Annotated in this window: 18 protein-coding genes and 3 pseudogenes; 5 read left to right on the top strand and 16 right to left on the bottom strand. The window is 35.3% G+C overall.

Annotation, left to right across the window (positions count from 1 at the left end; translation table 11 throughout):
* Positions 1–372 precede the first annotated feature (372 nt).
* A complete protein-coding gene (locus AAGD89_RS01055) occupies positions 373–1,146 on the bottom strand; it encodes a lipase family protein (protein ID WP_341808488.1) in 774 nt (257 codons plus the stop codon).
* Between the two features lie 151 nt (positions 1,147–1,297).
* Between AAGD89_RS01055 and AAGD89_RS01050 the strand changes: the two are divergent.
* Together AAGD89_RS01050 and AAGD89_RS01045 are read left to right on the top strand one after the other, a co-directional pair.
* Positions 1,298–1,393 (top strand): annotated as a pseudogene (locus tag AAGD89_RS01050) (IS5/IS1182 family transposase); the annotation flags it as partial.
* A 195-nt stretch (positions 1,394–1,588) separates the two neighbouring features.
* Entirely contained in the window at positions 1,589–1,966 is a 378-nt protein-coding gene (locus AAGD89_RS01045; RefSeq protein WP_341808487.1) for a hypothetical protein, read from the top strand.
* Between the two features lie 110 nt (positions 1,967–2,076).
* On the opposite strand, the gene AAGD89_RS01040 is transcribed toward AAGD89_RS01045, so the two are convergent.
* Positions 2,077–5,544, bottom strand: coding sequence for a hypothetical protein (locus tag AAGD89_RS01040; RefSeq protein ID WP_341808486.1), 3,468 nt, complete (start codon positions 5,542–5,544; stop codon positions 2,077–2,079).
* A gap of 198 nt (positions 5,545–5,742) precedes the next feature.
* Here AAGD89_RS01040 and AAGD89_RS01035 point away from each other — a divergent pair, with 198 nt between their 5' ends.
* Entirely contained in the window at positions 5,743–6,123 is a 381-nt protein-coding gene (locus tag AAGD89_RS01035) for a hypothetical protein (RefSeq protein WP_341808485.1), read from the top strand.
* Positions 6,124–6,135: 12 nt separating this feature from the next.
* Here the strand turns inward: AAGD89_RS01035 and AAGD89_RS01030 are convergent, their stop codons facing one another.
* The 5 genes from AAGD89_RS01030 to AAGD89_RS01010 all read right to left on the bottom strand — a co-directional run bounded on the left by AAGD89_RS01030 (position 6,136) and on the right by AAGD89_RS01010 (position 10,947).
* Positions 6,136–7,170: a beta-ketoacyl-ACP synthase III gene (locus AAGD89_RS01030; RefSeq protein ID WP_341808484.1), complete on the bottom strand. Its 1,035-nt coding sequence runs from the start codon at positions 7,168–7,170 to the stop codon at positions 6,136–6,138.
* Entirely contained in the window at positions 7,163–8,200 is a 1,038-nt protein-coding gene (gene plsX, locus AAGD89_RS01025; protein WP_341808483.1) for a phosphate acyltransferase PlsX, read from the bottom strand. The genes AAGD89_RS01030 and plsX overlap by 8 nt, the downstream gene beginning before the upstream one ends.
* A gap of 10 nt (positions 8,201–8,210) precedes the next feature.
* A complete protein-coding gene (gene rpmF / locus AAGD89_RS01020) occupies positions 8,211–8,393 on the bottom strand; it encodes a 50S ribosomal protein L32 (protein ID WP_341808482.1) in 183 nt (60 codons plus the stop codon).
* 151 nt (positions 8,394–8,544) lie between these two features.
* The gene (locus AAGD89_RS01015) at positions 8,545–10,668 is read right to left on the bottom strand and encodes an FtsK/SpoIIIE family DNA translocase (RefSeq protein WP_341808481.1); all 2,124 of its coding nucleotides are present in this window, start codon (positions 10,666–10,668) and stop codon (positions 8,545–8,547) included.
* Positions 10,669–10,947 (bottom strand): YggT family protein, encoded by a 279-nt coding sequence (locus tag AAGD89_RS01010; RefSeq protein ID WP_341808958.1) that lies wholly within the window; start codon positions 10,945–10,947, stop codon positions 10,669–10,671.
* Between the two features lie 173 nt (positions 10,948–11,120).
* Here AAGD89_RS01010 and AAGD89_RS01005 point away from each other — a divergent pair, with 173 nt between their 5' ends.
* Positions 11,121–11,621, top strand: coding sequence for a hypothetical protein (locus tag AAGD89_RS01005; protein WP_341808480.1), 501 nt, complete (start codon positions 11,121–11,123; stop codon positions 11,619–11,621).
* A 328-nt stretch (positions 11,622–11,949) separates the two neighbouring features.
* On the opposite strand, the pseudogene AAGD89_RS01000 reads toward AAGD89_RS01005, so the two are convergent.
* A pseudogene (locus AAGD89_RS01000) lies at positions 11,950–12,783 on the bottom strand (transposase family protein).
* A gap of 77 nt (positions 12,784–12,860) precedes the next feature.
* Here AAGD89_RS01000 and AAGD89_RS00995 point away from each other — a divergent pair.
* Positions 12,861–13,310 (top strand): annotated as a pseudogene (locus AAGD89_RS00995) (ComF family protein); the annotation flags it as partial.
* On the opposite strand, the gene AAGD89_RS00990 reads toward AAGD89_RS00995, so the two are convergent.
* The 8 genes from AAGD89_RS00990 to AAGD89_RS00955 all read right to left on the bottom strand — a co-directional run bounded on the left by AAGD89_RS00990 (position 13,307) and on the right by AAGD89_RS00955 (position 21,566).
* The gene (locus AAGD89_RS00990; protein ID WP_341808479.1) at positions 13,307–14,722 is read right to left on the bottom strand and encodes a UDP-N-acetylmuramoyl-L-alanyl-D-glutamate--2,6-diaminopimelate ligase; all 1,416 of its coding nucleotides are present in this window, start codon (positions 14,720–14,722) and stop codon (positions 13,307–13,309) included. The pseudogene AAGD89_RS00995 and the gene AAGD89_RS00990 overlap by 4 nt on opposite strands.
* On the bottom strand, positions 14,697–15,938 hold the full coding sequence (gene metC, locus AAGD89_RS00985) for a cystathionine beta-lyase (RefSeq protein WP_341808478.1): 1,242 nt from the start codon (positions 15,936–15,938) through the stop codon (positions 14,697–14,699). Before metC ends, AAGD89_RS00990 begins: the two co-directional genes overlap by 26 nt.
* A gap of 7 nt (positions 15,939–15,945) precedes the next feature.
* Positions 15,946–16,230, bottom strand: a complete 285-nt coding sequence (locus tag AAGD89_RS00980; protein WP_341808957.1) for a BolA family protein — start codon at positions 16,228–16,230, stop codon at positions 15,946–15,948.
* Positions 16,231–16,293: 63 nt separating this feature from the next.
* The gene (locus AAGD89_RS00975) at positions 16,294–17,118 is read right to left on the bottom strand and encodes an EndoU domain-containing protein (protein ID WP_341808477.1); all 825 of its coding nucleotides are present in this window, start codon (positions 17,116–17,118) and stop codon (positions 16,294–16,296) included.
* A 57-nt stretch (positions 17,119–17,175) separates the two neighbouring features.
* Entirely contained in the window at positions 17,176–18,378 is a 1,203-nt protein-coding gene (locus AAGD89_RS00970) for a phosphoglycerate kinase (RefSeq protein WP_341808476.1), read from the bottom strand.
* 48 nt (positions 18,379–18,426) lie between these two features.
* Positions 18,427–19,437 carry an NAD(P)/FAD-dependent oxidoreductase gene (locus AAGD89_RS00965; RefSeq protein WP_341808475.1) on the bottom strand — a complete coding sequence of 337 codons (1,011 nt, stop codon included), beginning with the start codon at positions 19,435–19,437 and terminating at the stop codon, positions 18,427–18,429.
* Between the two features lie 132 nt (positions 19,438–19,569).
* Complete coding sequence (gene dnaN, locus AAGD89_RS00960; RefSeq protein ID WP_341808474.1) at positions 19,570–20,727, bottom strand: DNA polymerase III subunit beta; 1,158 nt, start codon at positions 20,725–20,727, stop codon at positions 19,570–19,572.
* A gap of 116 nt (positions 20,728–20,843) precedes the next feature.
* Positions 20,844–21,566 (bottom strand): glutamine synthetase, encoded by a 723-nt coding sequence (locus AAGD89_RS00955; protein WP_341808473.1) that lies wholly within the window; start codon positions 21,564–21,566, stop codon positions 20,844–20,846.
* Between the last annotated feature and the right edge of the window lie 55 nt (positions 21,567–21,621).

Raw genomic sequence — 21,621 nt, 5'->3', positions numbered from 1 at the left:
TCATCGAAACGACAGGTTCCCGTAGTTCCACACAATAGCCTGAAATAGATTCATGCCACCTCTATGCCGGACGCCATCTACCCAGTAAACAAGTTCCTGATAGACTTATCCCAGGTTAATCAAGACCCCCTGGTTTTGACGCCACCTAATTGTTTTCGACACTTCATCAGTGGTTCACTTTCGTTCATCTTTCTATTCCATACATGACGCATAATTACGCCTTTTCCATAATGCTCACTACCTTGGCTCTTTACCAAAGCAGCTTATGGTTGTTTGAAGCCTGCTCTTGTAAACCGGCTTCGAGGGGCCCACCCTCATCTATTGCGTAGCTTTTGCACTTAGTTTGCTCTTTTCAGAACATTCTTTGTGTCTCTATGGCACACCTTCATTGACAACTCTTGGATCACCAAAAGTTGCAACATGAACGTCTTGAGCATTTTCTGCTTTGTTAAGACATAAAGCAGCTATTTTTGCAATAGCTCCTCCCATGCTATGACCTGTCAAGTTGAATTTAAAGTCTTGTATCTCTACTGTTTGTTCACTTGCATGAGTTGCTAATATTTTATAAAGGCTAGACCATGAGTCTTTAAACGCATTATAAAACCCGGAGTGCATTCTTCCACCTTCAGATAAAAGTTCACTCGATGTAGCAAACGTAACATTTACATCAGCCATTAAATCATAAATGTCTTTGGTGCCTCTGTAGGCTATAGTTACTTCCTCGCCTTTTGTGAAAACAAAACCTGCATGTCTTCCATCGCTATAAAAAAATGGAATAATACTATAGCCTTCATTGATCAATTCAGCTTTGGTTTTATATTTAGCTTCAGATAATTGTGTATCATTACTACCATAGGTGATCTTAGAAAAAGCACACATTTCCGATAATTTTTCTCTATTAAACCCAGCAATTTCTGCAACACTTTCATCAGTTTCACAATAAGGTAAAGAGTGTATTTCATTTTCATCAGGAAGGTTAATAAATTCGAAATCATCTCTTTCTTGATCATTCCCTTCTTCTATCTTAAGATCATATGTAAAGTTGACACTGCTCAATGGCAGAGTTGATTCTTCAACAACACCAAATTTTGAATTCGTATCAGCGGTTATGGTGCTGAACCAATTACGTAAAAAGTTAAAATCCATTATATTGACCTCACACAATACAATTAAGCTTGTATAAGAATAACAACATTAAATACTGTCGTAAACAGTTATATTATAAATAGCATTTTACAGCCCAAGGCAGAGGAATTTAGAAAAATCCCGTAAGAAGTGTGACCAGAGTGGGAAAAATAAGATTCTATCTCACACCTACCGCAATTTTCAGAAAAAATATAACATGAGGTTTAATATTATTGCCGGTATTGTAAATTTTAGGCACGAGTTTTAACACCTTTCGGGTTGGAGATTTCTTACCAGATTTTATCAGCAACTTGCTTCAAGTTGTTTCGCAGGGGGCTATTGATAAATTGCAGCAAGATTTATCAAGCACCCTAAAACAGCCGGGCTCAATTATTGCTTTATTAATATTTTATTGACTTGTACGAAAATATAAGCTATCATATTAATAGTTTAGGACAATATCATGGTAGATTTTTTTAATAGTGATGCAAATTTTTTTGAAGAAGGGACTTTTTATGTAATAATAGAATGTGGTAGAAACAATCAAGATTATAGCACATTTTATCTGGAACAAGGTGAAAATGGAGGTTTGATGTTTCGTAACCTGTTTACATACATAACGTCTGGTGGCAGTGTGCATAAAAATATAGTGCTAAATCTAGATGATATGAGCATTACAGAAATTATAGCTGATAACAAAACCGAAGCCTGTTATGTAAATCACTACAAATTGGATAGCGAAACTTTATTTTTGGATGGACAAGATTTAACATTCAATATAACTCCAGACGAAAAAAATCCTTCTCAAAAGTTCAGTTCAATTAGAATTCACAGACTTTAGAATTCAAAAATAATAGGCTCAAATTTTGAGCTTATTGCTAACAAAGCAATGCTATGTTTCTGATATGAGTCTTGACAATTTGTAGTGCAACCAAAAAAATAGCAGTGAAGCTACATAAATTCATTCTGATAGCCCAAATAATCCAGTAAGTCGAAACGACCATCGTGTAGTATAATTGGATGAATAATATTATCTCCAATTTGAAAATTACCTTCGTGGTCTTCAATTGTAACGTTTAGCTCTTGGGAACGGTGATCATATCTCTGATGATGATTTACATAATAAAATTGTTTATGCTGAAAAAAACCAAATTCGTCGATTAAAGTGCCTATTTTTTTATCTTTCACAATTTCATACACGTCAGCACTGCGATTCTCAGTGGATTGCGCTTCGAACTCGCCTTGTTTTACAGCAAATAATGGGGAATGCATGTAATAATACTTGCTCAAATCAATGTTTGCTGCATTTTTTATATACCTTAGGTCAATTGTTTTGTACTCTTCTAGTACGTTTGCATACTCTGAATTGTATTTTTTATAGTCAAAAAATAAATTTCCCAGATAATTACAAAAGGCTAATTTGTAATTATCAAGTCCATCTTCAACCACTTTGAGAAAATGAAAATCTTGGGGAATTAATATACTCTTGCCTGTTATATGATTACGTATATATAGGTTATTACCCTTGAAAAAGTACCCGATCTCTAAAAAAGTTGCAATGACCCCTACCCCTTCCAATTCAATATTTGCTTCTTGTATATTTTCATTAGTATCTCCTGGTACGATTTTCAATGCTGGCTTTTTCTGAAGGTCTTCTATGCTTTTTTGTAACTTAGAATCCAGAGCGAAGCTATTTACACCATCTCTTCCTGCTGGTCCTGGCGGACCTGGCATACCGTTTCCCCCTTTTTCACCCCTTGGGCCTTGTGGACCTTCAAGCCCCTGAACTCCATCTTCTCCTCTCTCACCTTTTATACCCTGTGGGCCTTCAGGCCCCTGAGCTCCATCTTCTCCTCTCTCACCTTGTGGACCCTCAGGACCATCTTCTCCTTTTAATGATCGTTTAAAGCGAGAACTGTGAGCTAGTCTATGTACAATCTCTGAAGAATCTGCATCTTGTCCTAGATCGCCTCGTGGACCTGCTGCACCATCTTCTCCTCTTTCTCCCTTCCTTCCATCTCTGCCTCTTGGGCCTCTTGCATTCCCTGGATCATTTCTTAATGCATCTGCAACAGCGTTTTGTAAATCAGCATTTCCCGCAACTTCATTACCGATAAATGTTTTTGCTTTGCTCGGATCTTGTAAATCAGCATTACTAAGCAAACGTTCAAATAATTTATGTCGACCGGTATCAGCTTTACCTTCAATGATTCGTATTATATCGTCGTATGTCAAACTATCTACCAACCGTTTAGACGCTCCCCAAGTAGTGACTCTATCAACAACCTCTTGCCTTATTATGTTAACCAACTCATCAGTTTTATTAGAAATAAGTTTTTCAGCAACTTCCGCAGGATCTGCATCTCTACCATCTCTACCATCAAGACCAGGAAGACCTTCTATTCCTGGCTGACCTTGGTTTCCTTTTTTACCTTCATAACCTGGCTCACCATCTTCTCCTTTTAATGATCGTTTAAAACGAGAACTGTGAGCTAGTCTATGTACAATCTCTGAAGGATCTGAATCTTTACCTGGATCTCCTTTTTCTGCCGGTGGACCTATAGGACCCTGCTTACCTTCAGGTCCTTGTGGGCCTTCAGGACCTACTGCACCATCTTTGCCTGGAGCTCCTGTATTACCAATAGGTCCTCTTGGACCTATTGCACCAGAATCTCCCTTGTCTCCCTTTTCACCTTTTTGCCCTTGCTTACCTTCAGGTCCTTTTGGTCCTATTGGACCAACTTTGCCTTCTGGACCCCTTGCCTTGCCTGGATCTGTTTTTAACTTATTTGCCACTCCCTGTTGCAAATCTGAATTTGTTGCTAGCTCCAATGATAATTTACTTTTATCTTTATCTGAGCCACGTCCACCAACCTTAACACCAAGAACTGCTTTTCCCAAATCATGTGCTTTTTGGTTAACTAATACATCAGCAACTTCTCCTGCAGTTGCACCTGCAGTACCATTCTGTCCTGATGGACCTACAGGTCCCTGTGGCCCTGCTGGACCTTTTACATCGTTTCTAAATTCTTGATCTCTCCTTAGTAAGTCTTTTACCCAATATGTTATTTTACTTGACAATGGATATTGTTGATTTAATAAATCTGCATTTATTACTGCTTTTCCTAGCTCAGTTGCTCTTTGATTAACTAATACATCAGCAACTTCTCCTGCAGTTGCACCTGCAATACCATTCTGTCCTGGTGGACCCTTTGCATTTCCAGGGTTTATTCTTAGAGCTTCTGAAATTTTCGTTTGCAACTCATGTTCCTTTGCCACTTCTGTTGATAGTGTTGTAAGACTCCTTCTTACAGTATTCATTATCTCACTTTTAAAGTTTTCATCTTTCATCAATTCGGGTTCAAGCAGCTCAGGCAAACGCCTACCACCAACCTGCGCGTTATATATTACATGTTTTAATTTACCTTCTCTTTCAAGTAATTTCTCTGCAACAATTTCAGCTTCAGAATCTGTTAGTCCTACTGTTGTTTTAGTGCTTGAGCTTGCTTTTTCTATTTCTGCCAGTAATTTATTATCTTCTTCATAATCGCTTAACTGTGTCTCTAATATATTTTGTTTTGTTGCTAATCGGTTTAATGTCTGTTCCAATTCCATTTGCTTGAGCAAAGCGTGGTCTATGTTTATTTCATCTAAAGAAAAAGTTACGTTTATACCATCGTTCCTAGTTCCGCTTTGATCTGAAAAGTACCATTCATAGCCACTTTGTCTCTTTACTAATGTTATATAATAGCTACGACTTACTATCTCGCATTTGTCAGTCTTACATACCACAATCTGATTGTTGTTATTAAACATACAATATTTTGATGGAAGGAAATAAGTCGTTTCGGAATCTGTATCATGTAATTCTGCTGAATATTGTATTGCTCGATCAGTCCCACCAGATTGTACTATAGCATCACTAGTAGGTCTTATTTGATACAAATGACCGTTATTTTTAGCTTTATGATATTGCATAAAGTCAAAATTCTGTAATCCTAATATCTCACTCTTCGTTAGTTTTTGCTCGTCCTGAATGAATCTGTTCCCACTAACCAAAAAATCATAGTAATTCGTATTGCTGTCTACTTCTAATTTTAAAGTACAATTGGTAGAGCTGATACAATCGCTAGAAGTTATTAATGGCCAATAATGATAAGGGTAAACAACTTTAAGAGATTTATTACGAGAATCATCGTGAAAATAAACCCCGAACATAGGAAATTCACCAATAACCCTTTTACTTTCTGTATCTTTTATCAATGCTTGATACTTAGGCAAAAATTGACTCTGTAATTGAACCTTCATATCATTATTTACAAGTTCCTGAGTCAGATTAGGGTATATTCTGTCTAAGCTTACTCCTTTTTCAATCTTAAATGTCTTCTTGAAAACTACATTGCCTGAGTTTGCTGACATGCTTATACTAGTTTCATCTATGCTTATTCTATCTAGCTGGATATAGTATAATTATTGAGTATGTATTAATTTGACAGCTAGGTGTGGCATATTTGATTTTAGATAAATTATGTTATCAACTTACTTATGGTTTTAGTATTGCTTTAAATTCACAAGTGATGTATAATAAAGAATATATGTTTTTACATAGGTACACTTATGGTAGATAAAGGAAAAGAAGAAGATGAATTTATGAAGCAGTATATGGATACTTGCAAAGAGCAAATAGAAAAGCTAGCTAAGGATCCTGAGTTGCTTAATCAAACTTTAAAGCCATTTATGCAAATGTCACAGCAGATTATGGCTGGCGCTATTTTGGATGGGGCTATCCCTAACATGATACCTGATAATAGTATGGACGTTAACAAGATGATTGCTCAGAAGAAAGCAATGATTGATTATATAAAAGCTAAGTATAAGGGATTAGTTAAACAATATAATCGTAGCGATGATGTAATCGAAGACCTGAATAAATATAGCAAGCAATTGAGAAGTATGGTCAAAAAATTAATAGAGAAGATTGAAGAAAGCGATCAATAATAACTGAAGATTTTAGTAGCGCAGAAGTATAGAACCCCAGGTTAGTCCTGCACCTATTGAAACTAGCAGTGTTAGGCTCCCTGGTTTTATTTTTGACTCTTTTATTGCATAATCGAGTGCCAATGGAATTGATGCAGCTGAAGTATTTGCATGTTTATCAACTGTGCTAATAACTTTCTCGATAGGAAGTTCTAATTTTTTTGATACTGCTTCGATAATACGAATATTCGCTTGATGAGGGATTAACCAATCTATGTCGGCAATTTTTAAACTATTGCATTTTAGCGTTTCTTTTATTGAGGCTATTAACTTATCTACTGCATGCTTAAATACTTCTCTTCCATTCATGCATATTGTTCCTGAATCACCAGTAGACGATATTCCCCCACTTGTACATAGCATATCCACATTGCCATCAGAATATAAGTCAGTTGATATTATGCCACTTGCAAGAGTCTCTGTCGTCTGAGTAGCTTGACACTGGGATCCACCATAGATTCCAGCATCACACGCTGGAATAACGCCAAAGTGTGCTGTCGATTTCATTATCACTGCTCCAGCACCATCCCCAAATAGCACGCAAGTGGATCTATCCTGCCAATCAACAATTCTAGACATTATTTCAGCACCAATAACGAGTGCGTGTTTAATTTTATTGTTAGAGTTTATGAGTGAGTCAGCAACTGTAACTGCATATATAAAACCAGAACATGCGGCTTGCACGTCAAAAGCAAATGCGTTTTTACATTTTAATTTATTTTGTACAATTGTTGCACAGCTAGGAAAAGTTTTATCAGGTGTTGTTGTTGCAACTATAATTAAATCGACATCATTTGCTGAAATTTCAGCATTTTTCATAGCATTTTTCGCTGCTTCTACAGCTAAATCTGATGTTAACTCTCCTTCACCTGCTATATGCCTTTGAGTTATTCCTGTCCTCTGTTTTATCCATTCATCATTTGTGTCAACTATCAATGAAATTTCATTGTTGGTAAGTATCTTTTCTGGCAAATAAGAACCAGTACTGAGTATAAAGCTTTTATTCAATGTTATTGACTCCATTAATTATTTTTTGATTTAAATTTTCGTCAATGGAGTTTACTGCAAATTTTATAGCGTGAGCAAAAGAAACAGCGTCAGAATTTCCATGACTTTTAATAACAATACCATTTAACCCTAAAAATATAGCTCCACTTCTAATTTTAGGATCAAAGCGCGCTAATGCTTTTTTTAATTTAGATTTTAACAACGTACCGAGTAATTTTCCTATCAAAGAATTGGATAATTCACCTTTTATTAGGTCTAGAAAAGTACTAGCAGTTGCTTCAGCTGTTTTTAGCATCACATTGCCAACAAACCCATCTGCAACAATCACATCTATATTGCCCTCTAAAAATTCACTTGCTTCTATATATCCTTTGAAATTGATGGAGTTTGAAGCATTTTTAAGTAGCTCAAAAGCCCCACGTACTGAGTCAGTACCCTTTACCTCTTCTTTACCAATATTGAGCAAAGCAACCTCAGGATTATCAATTTTTAGCGCTACCTTTGCAAATATACTCCCCATTAATGCAAATTGGAATAGCGAATCTGCATTACAATCAACATTTGCTCCAAGATCAAGCAAAGCAAAGCTTTTTGACTTAGTTGGACAGATGGAAACAATAGCAGGACGATAAATATTAGGTAAAGTCCCTAAAATAAATCTGGAAAGCGCCATTAGTGCTCCGGTGTTGCCTGAAGATATCACTCCGAAAGCTCTACCTTGTTTTACCGCTTCAATAGCAGCCCTCATACTTGAATCTTTGCGATGTCTTAACGCAAAAGATGGCTTATCATTCGCAAGAACGTTACCAGAACAGTGAGTAAATTCAGAATTAGTACTCACCTTCTTGTATTTTAAAAGCAAAGGAGATACTTCTTTCTGATCTCCATAAATGTGAAAAAAAACTTTTGTGTCTGAATCAACAAGATTGTCTAAAAAAAAACTGGCCCCTTGTATCACAGAAAGAGGCGCAAAATCGCCCCCCATAGCATCAAGCGCAACAACTATGTTATTATTGACCGTAGACAACATATCATAACAGCTATTCTGCCTGTTGCTTAATGAAGACCCGTTTCCCCTTGTAACTACCGTCAACTGCCACGTTATGAGGCAACATAAATTCTCCCGTTGTCGAACATACCACAATATTCTTAGGCTTAATGGCATGATGAGAACGGTGCATATTACGCCTTGATTTTGACTTTTTTGTTTTTGGAACTGCCAAGATTTCCTCCATTCTATAAATTGAAGTCTATTGGTAACATATTTTTTAGAAGAAGTAAACAGGTATAGTAAAGCAAGTAAGTTTTGCTTATGAAATTTAAGTTGTGAATCCCATTTGCAAGACTAAACAAGATTTTAAACGACTCTTACAGCTACTGAGTTAATATTTCTCTCTTTCCTGAATAATTCGGAGGACTGACTATCCCTTCTTTCTCCATTCTCTCCACGATATTTGCGGCTCTATTGTAACCTATTCTGAGCTGCCGCTGAATATAACTAGTTGAAACTTTTTGATCTCTTTGAATTATAGAAACTGCCTGATTATAAAGGTCATTTTCTTCATCTTGAGAATCACTATCTGCTCCTTCTGCAGAATTTTCATCTTCTTTAGTAATTTCCTCAATATAATTTGCTTCGCCTTGCATTTTTAGGTGATCAACAATATCTTGCACTTCGTTATCACTGACAAATGGGCCATGAATTCGAACGATCTTACCACCAGAGGCCATATAAAGCATGTCACCCATACCAAGCAATTGTTCAGCCCCTTGTTCGCCAAGTATTGTCCGACTATCTATTTTAGATGTCACCGCAAAACTGATTCTCGTGGGGAAATTTGCCTTGATTACACCTGTTATTACGTCCACAGATGGACGTTGCGTAGCCATTATTATATGTATTCCTGCAGCCCTTGCCATCTGAGCTAAACGTTGAATAGAGCATTCTATCTCTTTGCCTGCAACAAGCATCAGATCCGCCATTTCATCCACAATCACTACAATGTATGGAAATGTTTCCATTTTAATCGGTACTTTTTCAAATAAAGGCTTACCTGTTGTTGAGTTAAAGCCAATCTGTACAACACGCTCCAGTTCTATTTCGCTGTTCATCGCTTCTGTGATTTTTTGATTATAACCTATAACGTTGCGTACATTTAGGTATGACATCATGCGATAACGATTTTCCATCTCTTTTACTATCCATTTCAGAGCAATAACAGCTTTTTTTGGTTCCGTAACCACTGGAGTTATCAAATGCGGTATTGCATCATATATTGAAAGCTCTAGCATTTTAGGGTCTATCATAATCATCTTACATTCATCAGGAGTCAGCCTAAAAACTAGCGAAAGAATCATAGTATTGATTGCAACTGATTTACCAGATCCTGTAGTTCCAGCAACAAGCAGGTGGGGCATTTTGGTCAGATCTGCAATAATTGGTTTTCCGCTTATGTCCTTTCCAAGTGCAATTGGAAGGTTCAAATTTGAATTTTGATATTCAGGCGATTCAAGCAAATCACGCAGCATTACTATCTCTCTTTCCTTATTTGGCAACTCTATTCCCATAGCATTTTGCCCACGAATTATTGAGATACGTGCTGAAAGTGCACTCATTGAACGTGCAATGTCGTCTGCAAGACCAATAACTCGTGCAGATTTTGTGCCAGCTTGTGGCTCAAGTTTATATAAAGTTACAACCGGTCCATAACATATATTGATAATTTTTCCCTGTACGCCAAAATCATTAAGAACTTGCTCGAGCAGAGATAAATTTTTATTGCTTTCCATTTCGTTCAACTGCTTTCTCTGCAAAGACTCCTCCGCCTTAGAAAGCAAATGAACACTTGGAAATTCAAATTCGCCAGATGGCTCAAAAATTTCTTCGGTAGCTTTTTTCTTTCTTTCTTTTGGTGGTTGTTTTGTAGTCACTTGAGCTCTGTATTTTTCTTCTGCTAATATCGGAGCAACGTAATATTTAGGAATTTTACGTAATCTGAAGAATAGAATCCTCACAAATAAAGAAAGTATTTTTTTGCATAGGAAAAATAGCAAATAAGTTGTTCTCTTCCAACCAATTAGTCCAATTAAACCTATTGATGCTGCTACTGCGAATATGTAAAACGGAAAGTGGCTAATTAGTGAATTTCCTATTATTCCTCCATGTCTGTATCTTGTAGTAATATCTAGCAAAAGTTGTGATAATGCAGCACAAATTCCTAAATTGATTAATATTAAGTAGAGAATTTTTAGCAGTATTTTGGGCAGCCTAAAAACCATCAAACAGACCGCGGTTGTAGCTATTGTAACACTGGTTAATCCAAAAAATTGAACCAATACGTCAGCTAAATATGAACCTACGATTCCACCTAAATTTGTTACTTCCTGATCTGTAATTGTGTTTAATGATGGATCTTTGTAGTTGTAGCTAAAAACTGATATATAAATATATATTAAAAGTATTATATATACTGCAGATTTTAGATATTTTTTAAACATCTACTTAAAGTAGTAAATTATCGTATATTTTACAAAATGAATTGTTATTAACAATATCATTATAGACAAATCCAGTCCATTAAATGTTGGTATATATCTTCTAATAAATTTTAGTGGCGGGTGTGTCAATTGATTCAAAGTGCGCATTATGCTGCTGATAATCTCATTATATATGTTTATCATATTGAGCTTAATAAGCCAATTTAGAATAATCCAACAGATTAAAAGAAAGCTATAAAGGTCAAGCAATGTGTTAATTAAATATATAATTGGATGAATGACTTGCTTCAAATGATTATCAATATATTTATATTGCATGAAGGATTAAAAATCAAGTCGTGTCTAGTTTTTGTAATTTTATACTTATTTTATTATTTTTTTAATAAAGCTTCTTGACTATCTTAATTTATCAATACATAATAGATGTAGTTAATAATAAATAGGAGTTAAAAATGACCACACCTCATAATGAACAAGACAAATATGTAGTCATAGACAGATGTGAGAAAAGCTATGAATATAATGAAGAAGACCGTAAGGTTGTTTCTTTAAACAACACAGTAGCTAGCTTAGATGAATCATGGAGAAAATTAAAAGAGCACGCTTCTGGGAAGAGCTATGATATAGGTGTTGGGCTATGCGCTGTGGGCAATAAACTAAAAAAAACGTATAATAATATTACGCAAGCCTTGTCTGGCTTCTTATGTAACTTCTATGGTAAAACTGAAGAAAAAAAAGCTGAAGAAACAGAGATGGAAGAATTTATTTCCTTAAAGACAAAAAGGGATGGATTCATTAATGATGGATGGGAAATCGTTGATCATGATGATTGCCCGTCACCAGAAGAAAAGTTTGATATGAATAAAGGGAAAATCGTTGAAAATGAACAACCAAGAACAAATTTAAGCATCGCAGGAAAAGTATCTGATTTTATTGGGCGTTTTCTAGGCTAAAATGCAGACAATTTCTTTTTTCTACTACTTAGCTTTATATAGGTAGTAGAAAGAAGTGGGCGAAGCTCATAAGTAGACAATCCTCAATACACCACTTATTAGGTTTGCGGCCTCGTGCTTTTCTCTTGATCTAATCCTCTATTAAAATTTCGGTCATTTTTGTGAATATGCTGCGTTTTACTTCGAGTCTTTTACTGCTTGAAAAAGCTACCAATCTTATATTTCCAAATGTGTGTGTAAGTTGTGAATGCATTATTAGACCCCCTGCGAAACAACGTGAAGCAAGTTGCTGATAAAATCTGGTAAGAAATCCCCAGCCCAAAAATTATTAAAAACTATGCCTCAAATTCACAATTCCTGCTATAATATTAAATCTCATGTTGTATTTCTTCTGAAAATTGCGGTAAACATTTGACATTATTTTGAAGATTTTTATCTCACGAATCTTATTTTCCACACGCATCCTGAACGATGCCAGCTTCCGATTATGCTCCTTTTGCTCCTCCGTTAGTGGCTTTTTACGGTGTTTTTTGTACGGAATCACAACGTTTTTCTGCAGTTTTTGCCAACCTTGATACCCAGAATCGGCATATTTTATGCTATCTTTGGCCAACAATTTTTCCTGTTTCCTTATGCGAAAATCATACATTCGACCTCTATGCGACTTCGAAATCGACAGAATTTGCCCATTTCCCTCGATCACAATTTCGGTTTTTATCGTGGTTGCTTTCTTTTTTCCGGAATAACTTTTCTTACGTTTTTTGCTGTCTTTCGGCCGCTGTATCGGTTGCTCCGTGACGTCTGCTAAAATTTTTAAAATCCTTTCTGGCGTCAGCGTTCTATCCTTTTTTATAGTAATTTTTTTGGCCAATAATGGCTACATTTTCTTAAAAAGTCGGCAAATATTTGAGTTGTGCAAATTAAACAAAAACCCTAAAAATGGATGCGTTATGTACGTTCTGTAATAAATTAGAACACATAAAATCCTGTCTTCTAGCTCCTCAACATGCGATTTTCTTCCGTGACATTTCTTTTTCGCCTCCATTTTTTCCCACTCTGGACGCACTTTTGCCACAATTTTTTCAAATTCAGATGTTGTGAGCCCTGTCAATTGTCTAAAAATATATGGTGTTCTTGCTATTTTTACGTAACTTATTGCCATCTTCCCTCTCCTAAAACTTTCATTTTACATGCTTTTTAGTCGTTTTTACCTACTTTCTACCTTTTCGCAGGGGGTCTATTGATAAAAATTACGATTTATGTAATGAATGCAATAAAAAAATCAACTTTTTAACTAAGCATTACTGCAATGTTTGTGGCTCAGTAGCAGAAATTCTGATGTCTATACCACTACATAAATTCCGTTTATTTAAACGTAAATACAATCAAGCAGTTCTGCTTGCAAAAGAGTTGAGCAAGTTATCTAATTTATTTTATACGCCGTTTGCGATAAAACGTCTTCGCCACACTATCCCTCAGGCTGGTCTTTCACTTAAACAGCGTGAAAAAAACTTGAAAAAAGCTTTTAGAATGGATGGTAAAGAAATTATAAAAGACAAAGTTGTGATACTAATTGATGATGTTGTAACAACTGGAGCAACTGCACGATCCTGCTCTCAAGAAATTTTAAACTCCGGTGCAAAAGAAGTAAGGGTTTTGTCGCTTGCAAGGACGGTGAGCGATGTTTAATACGTAGCTAGGGCTTTGATTTTACACCTAATAACCTCAACATCACTGAACTCAAAGGTTTTACTCCCTATAATCTGAAATTTTTCATGTCCTTTTCCTGCAACTAGTAGTATCATGCCTTCATTACAAGCGATATCTATGCCTTGTTCTATAGCTTTTTTTCTATCTCCTATTTCCAACACGTCAGGACAATCTAATAAAATATCGTGACGAATTTTGGCTGGATCCTCATCACGTGGATTATCGTCAGTAATTATTACCATATCTGCATACATTTGTGCTATTTTACCCATTTCTGAGCGCTTTGTCTGATCGCGATTGCCTCCACATCCAAACACCAGAATTATTTTTTTATTAAAGTGCCATCTCAAGGATAGTAAAGATTGTTTTACTGCACTTGGAGTATGAGCGTAATCTACGAATGCAAAAGAATTCACTTTTTCCATTCTTCCTGATGGAGAGACAAGTTTTTCTATGCATATTTCTCCATAGTTTACTCCAGATGAGATGACTATACTAATTGCAGACAATAGATTATACGCTTGAAATTCACCTAAAACTGGAAAAAATGTATTGTAAATTTTATCGTTAATTTTAATTGTAAGGTGCTGGCCATTTGTAGTTGGTGTTTGTTTTAATAAAGTGATATCAGAACCTTTTTTACCGTAGGTTATAATTTTATTGTTGCGTTTTTCAGCTATTTTAAGCAATTCGCTGCATTCATCTATATCAGCATTTAATATTGCCGTTTCTCCTTTTGGTAAAACTTCAGAAAATAACCTTTTTTTGGCTTCTAAATACTCGCCTACATTCTTGTGATAATCTAAATGGTCTTGGGAAAAATTGGTAAAAGCTGCAACACTCAATTTTAATCCATGAATTCTATATTGATCAATTCCATGGCTTGAAGCTTCTAGAGCCAGGTGCTCTATATTTTTACTATTGATATCACGCAACGTGGCATAGAGCTCTTTCGCATCTGGAGTTGTAAGATGATTATTATTATCTTTTCTTTCGTCATTAATATATGTTCCAAGTGTTCCGATGGATGCAGCGCTATAGCCAGCATTTTGCCAGATTTGACGGCAGAATTCCACTACTGAAGTTTTTCCATTTGTACCTGTGACAGCCACAGTATATTTTGGATGTTTGAATTGATAAAATCTGCTCACTATTTCACTGTATATTTCTTGAGGGTTTGGGTGAAAGATCATAACTCTTGTTATCATCACAGCTCGATTTTTTTTCTTGCCAAGTACTGGGATGACACATGGCTCTGCAGAATTACTTTTCTCTGGTACAGAAACAAAAAGATATCCTTCCTTAACTATTTTGGGATTGCATGTAACACCGTTAATTTCAGCATCAAAATTAACATCAATGATATTATGCAATAACTCTTTCAGCTTCACGCTCTGTTTTATTACTCTCAAAATTTAAACTTGGCAATCTTTCCAACGCTTGATTAAGGTCAGAAATTAAATCCTCAGGATCTTCTAGTCCACAGAATATTCTAACGCAACTTCCACCATAGTCAGATCTCATTACTGACCGTGTCATGGATTTTGAGTCTACCGGTAAAATCAAGCTGTCACACCCTCCCCAAGAGGCACCAATACTAAAAATTTTCATATGGTCAACCATATAGCTGAGTTCTGCACACGAATATTTTCTATCCAATATTATACTAAATACACTACTTGCTCCTTTGAAGTAATTTTTCCATAATTTGTGCTGAGGATGTGAAGATAATGCAGGATATAAGACCATGTTGACCTTGAGATGTGTTTCAAGCCACTCTGCTACGTCCATTGCTGTACTTTTGTGTTGTTCCATACGTATGTGCAGAGTTCTAAGCCCTCTGTGGGCAAGATAACAGTCGTGCGATTGAACGGTAATTCCATAATTTTTGTAACTCTCATAAAGCAATTTAAAAACTTCGCCCTCAGCAATCATAGCTCCCATCAACAAATCTGAATGACCTGCTAAATATTTTGTAACAGCATAGAGCGCAACATCAATTCCATGGTCAAGCGGTTTAAACAACAAAGGCGTGGCCCATGAATTATCACAAATAGTTATTATTCCATGTTTTTTAGCAACATTGACTATATGTTCTATATCAGAAATTTCAAACGTCACAGAACCAGGAGTTTCTATCATTATCAATGAGGTATTACTCCGAATTAAACTGGCTATCTCTTGCGTTGGATCATAAAAAGTTACCTCTACACCTCTTTTTGGTAGCTCATTTTCAGCAAATCTCTTAAGTCGATAATAACTGTTATCTTGGATTAAAACATGTGAACCTGCTTTACTGAAAGTCAAAATGGCGAAAGTAAGTGCAAATAGTCCGGAAGGATAAATCAGCGCTTGTCCCCTACCCTCAATTTCAGCAAGTGCATTTGAAAGATAATGAACTGTAGGAGTACCAACATTACTATAGCTGTAATCCCTTGCAACACCATCATTTATCACATCGTGTATACTTTCCCCATTTGCTGCATTTAAGTAGTCCATATAACTCGGAAACAATACGGTAGAAGAATGATAAACTGGTGGGTTCATAGAACCTTTATACTCCTTAAATTTTCTTCCTGCTTTAACTAACAAAGACTCTTCTTTCACATTTTTATTATCTATTTTTTAAATTGTACTCACTTTGCGTATACAAATGAAGAGAAATAGCATGTATGAGCTTTATCTCGCTCTTTAATAATTCATAAATTAACCTATGCCTTTTTAAAGCACTCATTCCAGTAAAATCATCAGATATTAATATTAATTTAATGTGTGAAGGTAATGTCGAAGATGAAGCAAAATAATGATCTGCATGCTTTACCGATTCATCGATAATGCTAATATCTATTACAGCTATCGCACCGCATATCTTCTCTTCTATTGTTTTTAACATCCTTATCAAAAATCCCTTACGTTATTTAAAACCATCTTTCGTCCAGTTTTTAATCTTCTCACCCTTAATTTAATGGCAGTGTTGGCAATTAGTATTTTTATCATTACATTTTGGCGTTAAGTCAGGATAAAAAGTTACAATTGCATCATTTTTTCTCACAAACACTAATTGATAATCATCATCTTCCATTTTGTATAAGCACATTCCATCTTTTCCTAACTCCTTAAATGCCTTAGTTGCAGAAATTAAAATATCATCAGCATGAAGATTATATGCGTATCCATTTGGACATTTTACTTTCACTGACTCATCTTTACCTAAATATTGCATTCCAAATGTATAAACTGGAGGTTTGATATCTGTTTTATTACATAGAGATTTATCATTCCAAACCGCACCTGCCCATTGATTCTCTTGAGCTTCAACATATCTACCTACAAAGTGCATACCTCCCAACTCTGGTTTGTTTGGTTCACCACAAAAAATATGCCTAAACCCTATAACATCATCATGATGCCCAGTCAGTGTAAACCAGAGTTGAGTTAATTCCTCTTTGAATAATTCTAAACTTGCATTAGGTGTTATGACTTGATGATCAAGTTTATCATATATTCCTTGGACTATTTTTTGATGTTTTGGACAATCAAGCAAAATTTTAAAATCTTCTTTATCAGGATTTGCCCCCCAATCTCCACAAACACTTAGCACCCCTATATCAAAATTAGTTAACTCTGGAAGTAATGGCATATAATCTGGACCTGAAGAGTCTGTTTTGAAAAATGGTTCAAAATTAACCTGCGAACTTGAATCATAAAAATAATGATCCCTGACGTAAAAAATAAACCCTATTACTGGTATTATTAAGCATAAAATAAGTTTGAACGCCTTTGACATGGTCACAATCCAATCTTGATAAAAAAGCTAGACTACAAAAAACAATTTAAAAAAGCTTTAATCCAGTGTAGAGCGTTCTTGTAGTGCAGTGACTCCTGGCATTTCATCACCGCTCAGCCAATTTAAAAATGTCCCTCCACCAGTTGAAACATATGTGAAATCTTTATCAGCAAATCCTGCAGAGTTTATTGCAGATAAGCTATCACCGCCACCTATTACACTGGTTAATTTTCCTTCGCGTGTTAAGTCACTAATAACTTTCATTACTCCTTTAGTACCATTTGCAAAAGCTGGATGCTCAAAAACACCTATAGGCCCATTCCATAGCACAGTTTTACTATTTGCTATTATATTGCTTATTGTGCTAAAAGTTTCTGGTCCAATATCTAAAATTACATCGCCGTCCAAAATAGACTCAGTTTTTCTTAAAATGCTAGTGCTGTTATCAGAATTTACTGCAACAAGAACATCTTCTGGTACCACTATTTTACAATTATTTCTATTTGCTGCCTCTATAATACTATGCAAAGAATCATTTACACCACATTGAAAGAAGGATTTACCTATATTTACTTTATTAAACAATAAAAAATTATTAGCGATTGCACCGCCTAAAATTAAAAAGTCAACTTTTTCTGCTAATTTTTCAAGCATTTTTATCTTAGTTGAGATTTTTGCCCCTCCAACGATTGCTGTAATAGGCTTTGCTTTAAATGACACAGCTTTTTCTAGATATTCGAGCTCATTTTGTAAACAAAATCCTGCATAGGAAGGTAAAAACTCTGTAATGCGTGAAATAGATGCATGAGCCCTGTGAGAGCAAGAAAATGCATCATTTACATATATATCTGCTATGGATGCTAATTGTTTGGCAAAATTTGAATCATTCTTCTCTTCTTCTTTATGAAATCTTAGATTTTCCAGTAGTATAATATCACCTAAAACCATACCATTCACTGCTTGTTGCACTTTTTCACCAATGCAATCATCAACAAACCTTACCTCCTTGTTCAACAACTGTGACAAAGTTTCAACTATGTTTTTTAGTGACAGATTATTATCATGAATTTTTGGGCGCCCAAAATGCGACATAATCACAACTTTTGCATTTGTGTTTATCAAGTGCTGAATAGTAGGGAGTGACCTCAAAATACGCGTGACGTCGCTAATTTTTCCGTTTTTTATAGGAACATTAAAATCAACCCTGAGTAGGACGACTTTATTGTGAAGATCGCAATTTTTTATATTAGGTATGCTCATGGTAAAATTAAAGCTATAAAGCCACTATACAGAAATTTGGTCTAAAAACTAACCATTTTTCCTATGAACTCCTTTTGAAGTTGAATATTGAAAATTAACTGGAGAGTTATAAACAATCCTGTATATATCATGACAAGCCATGGCGCTTTCGGCAAATCCGTTTAGGATTAACTTTAATTTGCCTAAATAGGTAGCTATATCTCCAATCGCATATATTCTATCTTTACTGGTTTTAAGTGTAGCGGGATCAACAACTATGCGACTATGTTCTAACTTTATGCCCCAATTATTTATTGGACCAAGATTCATCGACAGTCCAAAAAATGGCAGTAAAAAATCAGCTGCTATTTCTTTTTCTTGCTTAGTTATAATGTCTTTCACTATTACTGAATTCAGCTTTCCATTGTTTCCAATTAGTTCGTGTAACTGATATGGCACTACAAGTTCTATTTTTCCTGCGTTTACCAATGATTCTAATTTATTTTTGGTTTCTGGAGTGCAACGAAATTCCTTTCTTCTATGTATCACATAAATTTTCTTTGCAATTTTAGAAAGCTCTACTGTCCAATCAGCTGCAGAATCACCACCACCTGCAATAACTATAGTTTTATCACAAAAATTAGAGATTTTATTTATGCTATAAAATACAGATTTATTTTCATACTCTAATATAGAGTCCAAAGGTGGGCGATTAGGTTCAAACATTCCGTTACCCGCAGCAATGATAACAGCTTTACATTTTACCTCTGTGCCTGTGCTTGTTATTACAGTGAAACTTTCACCATTATTATCAGAAATCTTTTCTACTTTTTGACCAAAATGATAAACAGGCTCGAATGGTGAGGCTTGCTCCATTAGTTGCTCAATTAGCTTTTGTGCAGTGATAACAGGATAACCTGGTATATCATATATTGGCTTTTCCGGGTAAAGAGCAGTGCATTGCCCTCCGGCTTGGCTTAGAATATCTATTATATGGCACTTCATATCAAGCATTCCTGCTTGAAAAGCAGTAAATATTCCAACTGGTCCCGCACCTATTATTACTATGTCAGTTTCCACACTTTCCACTTAGTTGATGATTTATTTATAAATATTAGTCATCTTTGCTAATAAGGTCAATTTAACGAAAGTAGACCTGCTGCAAATCTGGTAGTGCCCAGCAACTCACGATAGTTCGAGATAATAAAACTCCTAAGTCCGCATTGGCATCACTATGTATAATGCATCAGGATCATTCTCATCAGTTATGACTGTAGCACCATTACCATCAACCAAGCTAAATTTACATTCATTTTTTATGCAAGACAAAGCATCGAGCAAATAACGCGAATTAAACCCTATTTCTATAAGGGTATCATCATAATCCACCTCTATAGATTCAGTTGCATTGCTGCACTCTTGAGAATTGGAATGTAAAGTTAACTTATTTTTCTGTAAGGAAAATTTAATGGATTTTACTTTGTCAGATACAACAACGGAAACTCTATCAATAACGTCTGAAAGTTTTTTACTTTCAATAATCATGTGTTTATCTTGAGATGCCGGAATGACTGCTTTATAATCTGGAAAAGTTCCATCTATCAATTTTGATATTAAAACGTATTCTCCGCATGTAAACTTAATTTTTCTTTCTGAAAGTTTTATATTAACCTCACTGGGCTCATCTAATATTTTTAATAACTCCATAACAGTTTTACGTGGAATTATCACACCAAATCCACCGCTGACACTGCTAGGTTTAGGCTTTTTTATGCATGATAAACGATGACCATCAGTTGCAACACAGCACAGAAATTGCTTGTCTGTATGCGTGTATATTCCATTTAAATTGTACCTAGTATCATCTAGCGATACGGCAAATTTCGTCTTAGTCAATAAATCTATCAGATCTGTATTTAGTAAAGTGAAATCATATTTATAATCATCTTCCTCAAGAGCAGGAAATTTTTCTGAAACCACGTTTGGTAATGAGAAATTTGCGTTTCCACACGACATTAATAATTTTCCTTGATCACTTGTTTTAAAATTGATATCCAAATCAGCTGGTAACTTCTTCACTATATCATGCAAAGTATGCGCTGAGATCTTTACTTCTCCTTCTGCTACCACATTTGCAGGAAGCGAGGCAAATATTGAAATATCAAGATCAGTGGCCATCAATTTTATATTACCACCCTGTGCTTTAATATTGATACACGCCAAAACATCTATTGCGTTGCGCCTTTCCACTACACCACTGACTCTGGAAAGCGTGTTTAAAAGACTTGTGCGACTTACACTAAAATGCAACCTTTCACAAACAGAATGTTGTCCTTCAGTTTCTGTACCTGAATTTGCAATCTCCGGCATTACTAAGTTTTGAAAATATATTTTAAATGATATCCATGTCCTGTTTAAAGTAAAGCGTTATTTATATTTTCATAAGGGAGGCAGATAAAACTCCAATATATTAGGAAGTACTATAGCTATAGTTTTTCCATTTTATATTGTGGATCAGACGCAACTCCATATACTCTATTTGGCGGAGCAATTTTGTTCTTTATACCAAAAATCATGCCTTCAATTATTGCTGCAAGCACTTCTTCAAGGTTACAATCTGCTCCAGGAACACGATGCTCTAGGCGACATTTTTCACCAAAATTAGGAATTCTTATTGCAGCAGTTCGGTTGTTCACACCCCAACTGACCGTAGTTGGAGTGTGAATATCCGAATACTTGAATCTTAAATAAGAATCATCGCTTGGAGCAAAAAATGACATGTGTTTTTTCATCATTGCACATAATCCACCAATACTATAAAATAGGTAATCACTATACTTTTGTCCACGAATATAAAATAAATTGTTGTTGCTTGAATCAACTAAATTCACATGCACATTTAATGCGCTACCCGCTCTATCCAAATAAGGTTTTGCTTTAAAAGAGACATTACCACCAAGTTTTTGTACTATCTCAAAAAGTAGACCTTTTACTAGCTCAAAATGCTTAATTAAGTCGCCGTAGTGAGTATAAAAACCACTTTTTACCTCGTATTGATGTACAGAACTCTCTTTTTCACAAGAAAATCCAAGCGGAGCTATTTTAGCTCCAATATTACTGAGAAACAGGTCTTCTTCTACGCCTTCAGCATAGAACTCTAGTTCAATGCCAAATATTGCATGACAACCTAAATTACTTAACGTAATCATAAAATTGCCTCATTAGTTTATACGTATATCAATACTTTTCTTGTAATTTTTCATA

The organism is Wolbachia endosymbiont (group E) of Neria commutata, from assembly GCF_964026735.1.
Taxonomy (GTDB): domain Bacteria; phylum Pseudomonadota; class Alphaproteobacteria; order Rickettsiales; family Anaplasmataceae; genus Wolbachia.
The sequence above is the reverse complement of the archived record's forward strand: the minus strand, read 5'-3'. Positions and strand labels throughout refer to the sequence as shown.

Excerpts from the sequence above, each read along its gene's own strand:
- AAGD89_RS01055 (WP_341808488.1), bottom strand. The coding sequence starts at position 1,146 with ATGGATTTTAACTTTTTACGTAATTGGTTCAGCACCATAACCGCTGAT.
- AAGD89_RS01045 (WP_341808487.1), top strand. The coding sequence starts at position 1,589 with ATGGTAGATTTTTTTAATAGTGATGCAAATTTTTTTGAAGAAGGGACT.
- AAGD89_RS01040 (WP_341808486.1), bottom strand. The coding sequence starts at position 5,544 with ATGTCAGCAAACTCAGGCAATGTAGTTTTCAAGAAGACATTTAAGATT.
- AAGD89_RS01035 (WP_341808485.1), top strand. The coding sequence starts at position 5,743 with ATGGTAGATAAAGGAAAAGAAGAAGATGAATTTATGAAGCAGTATATG.
- plsX (WP_341808483.1), bottom strand. The coding sequence starts at position 8,200 with ATGTTGTCTACGGTCAATAATAACATAGTTGTTGCGCTTGATGCTATG.
- AAGD89_RS01015 (WP_341808481.1), bottom strand. The coding sequence starts at position 10,668 with ATGTTTAAAAAATATCTAAAATCTGCAGTATATATAATACTTTTAATA.
- AAGD89_RS01005 (WP_341808480.1), top strand. The coding sequence starts at position 11,121 with ATGACCACACCTCATAATGAACAAGACAAATATGTAGTCATAGACAGA.
- AAGD89_RS00975 (WP_341808477.1), bottom strand. The coding sequence starts at position 17,118 with ATGTCAAAGGCGTTCAAACTTATTTTATGCTTAATAATACCAGTAATA.
- AAGD89_RS00970 (WP_341808476.1), bottom strand. The coding sequence starts at position 18,378 with ATGAGCATACCTAATATAAAAAATTGCGATCTTCACAATAAAGTCGTC.
- dnaN (WP_341808474.1), bottom strand. The coding sequence starts at position 20,727 with ATGCCGGAGATTGCAAATTCAGGTACAGAAACTGAAGGACAACATTCT.
- AAGD89_RS00955 (WP_341808473.1), bottom strand. The coding sequence starts at position 21,566 with ATGATTACGTTAAGTAATTTAGGTTGTCATGCAATATTTGGCATTGAA.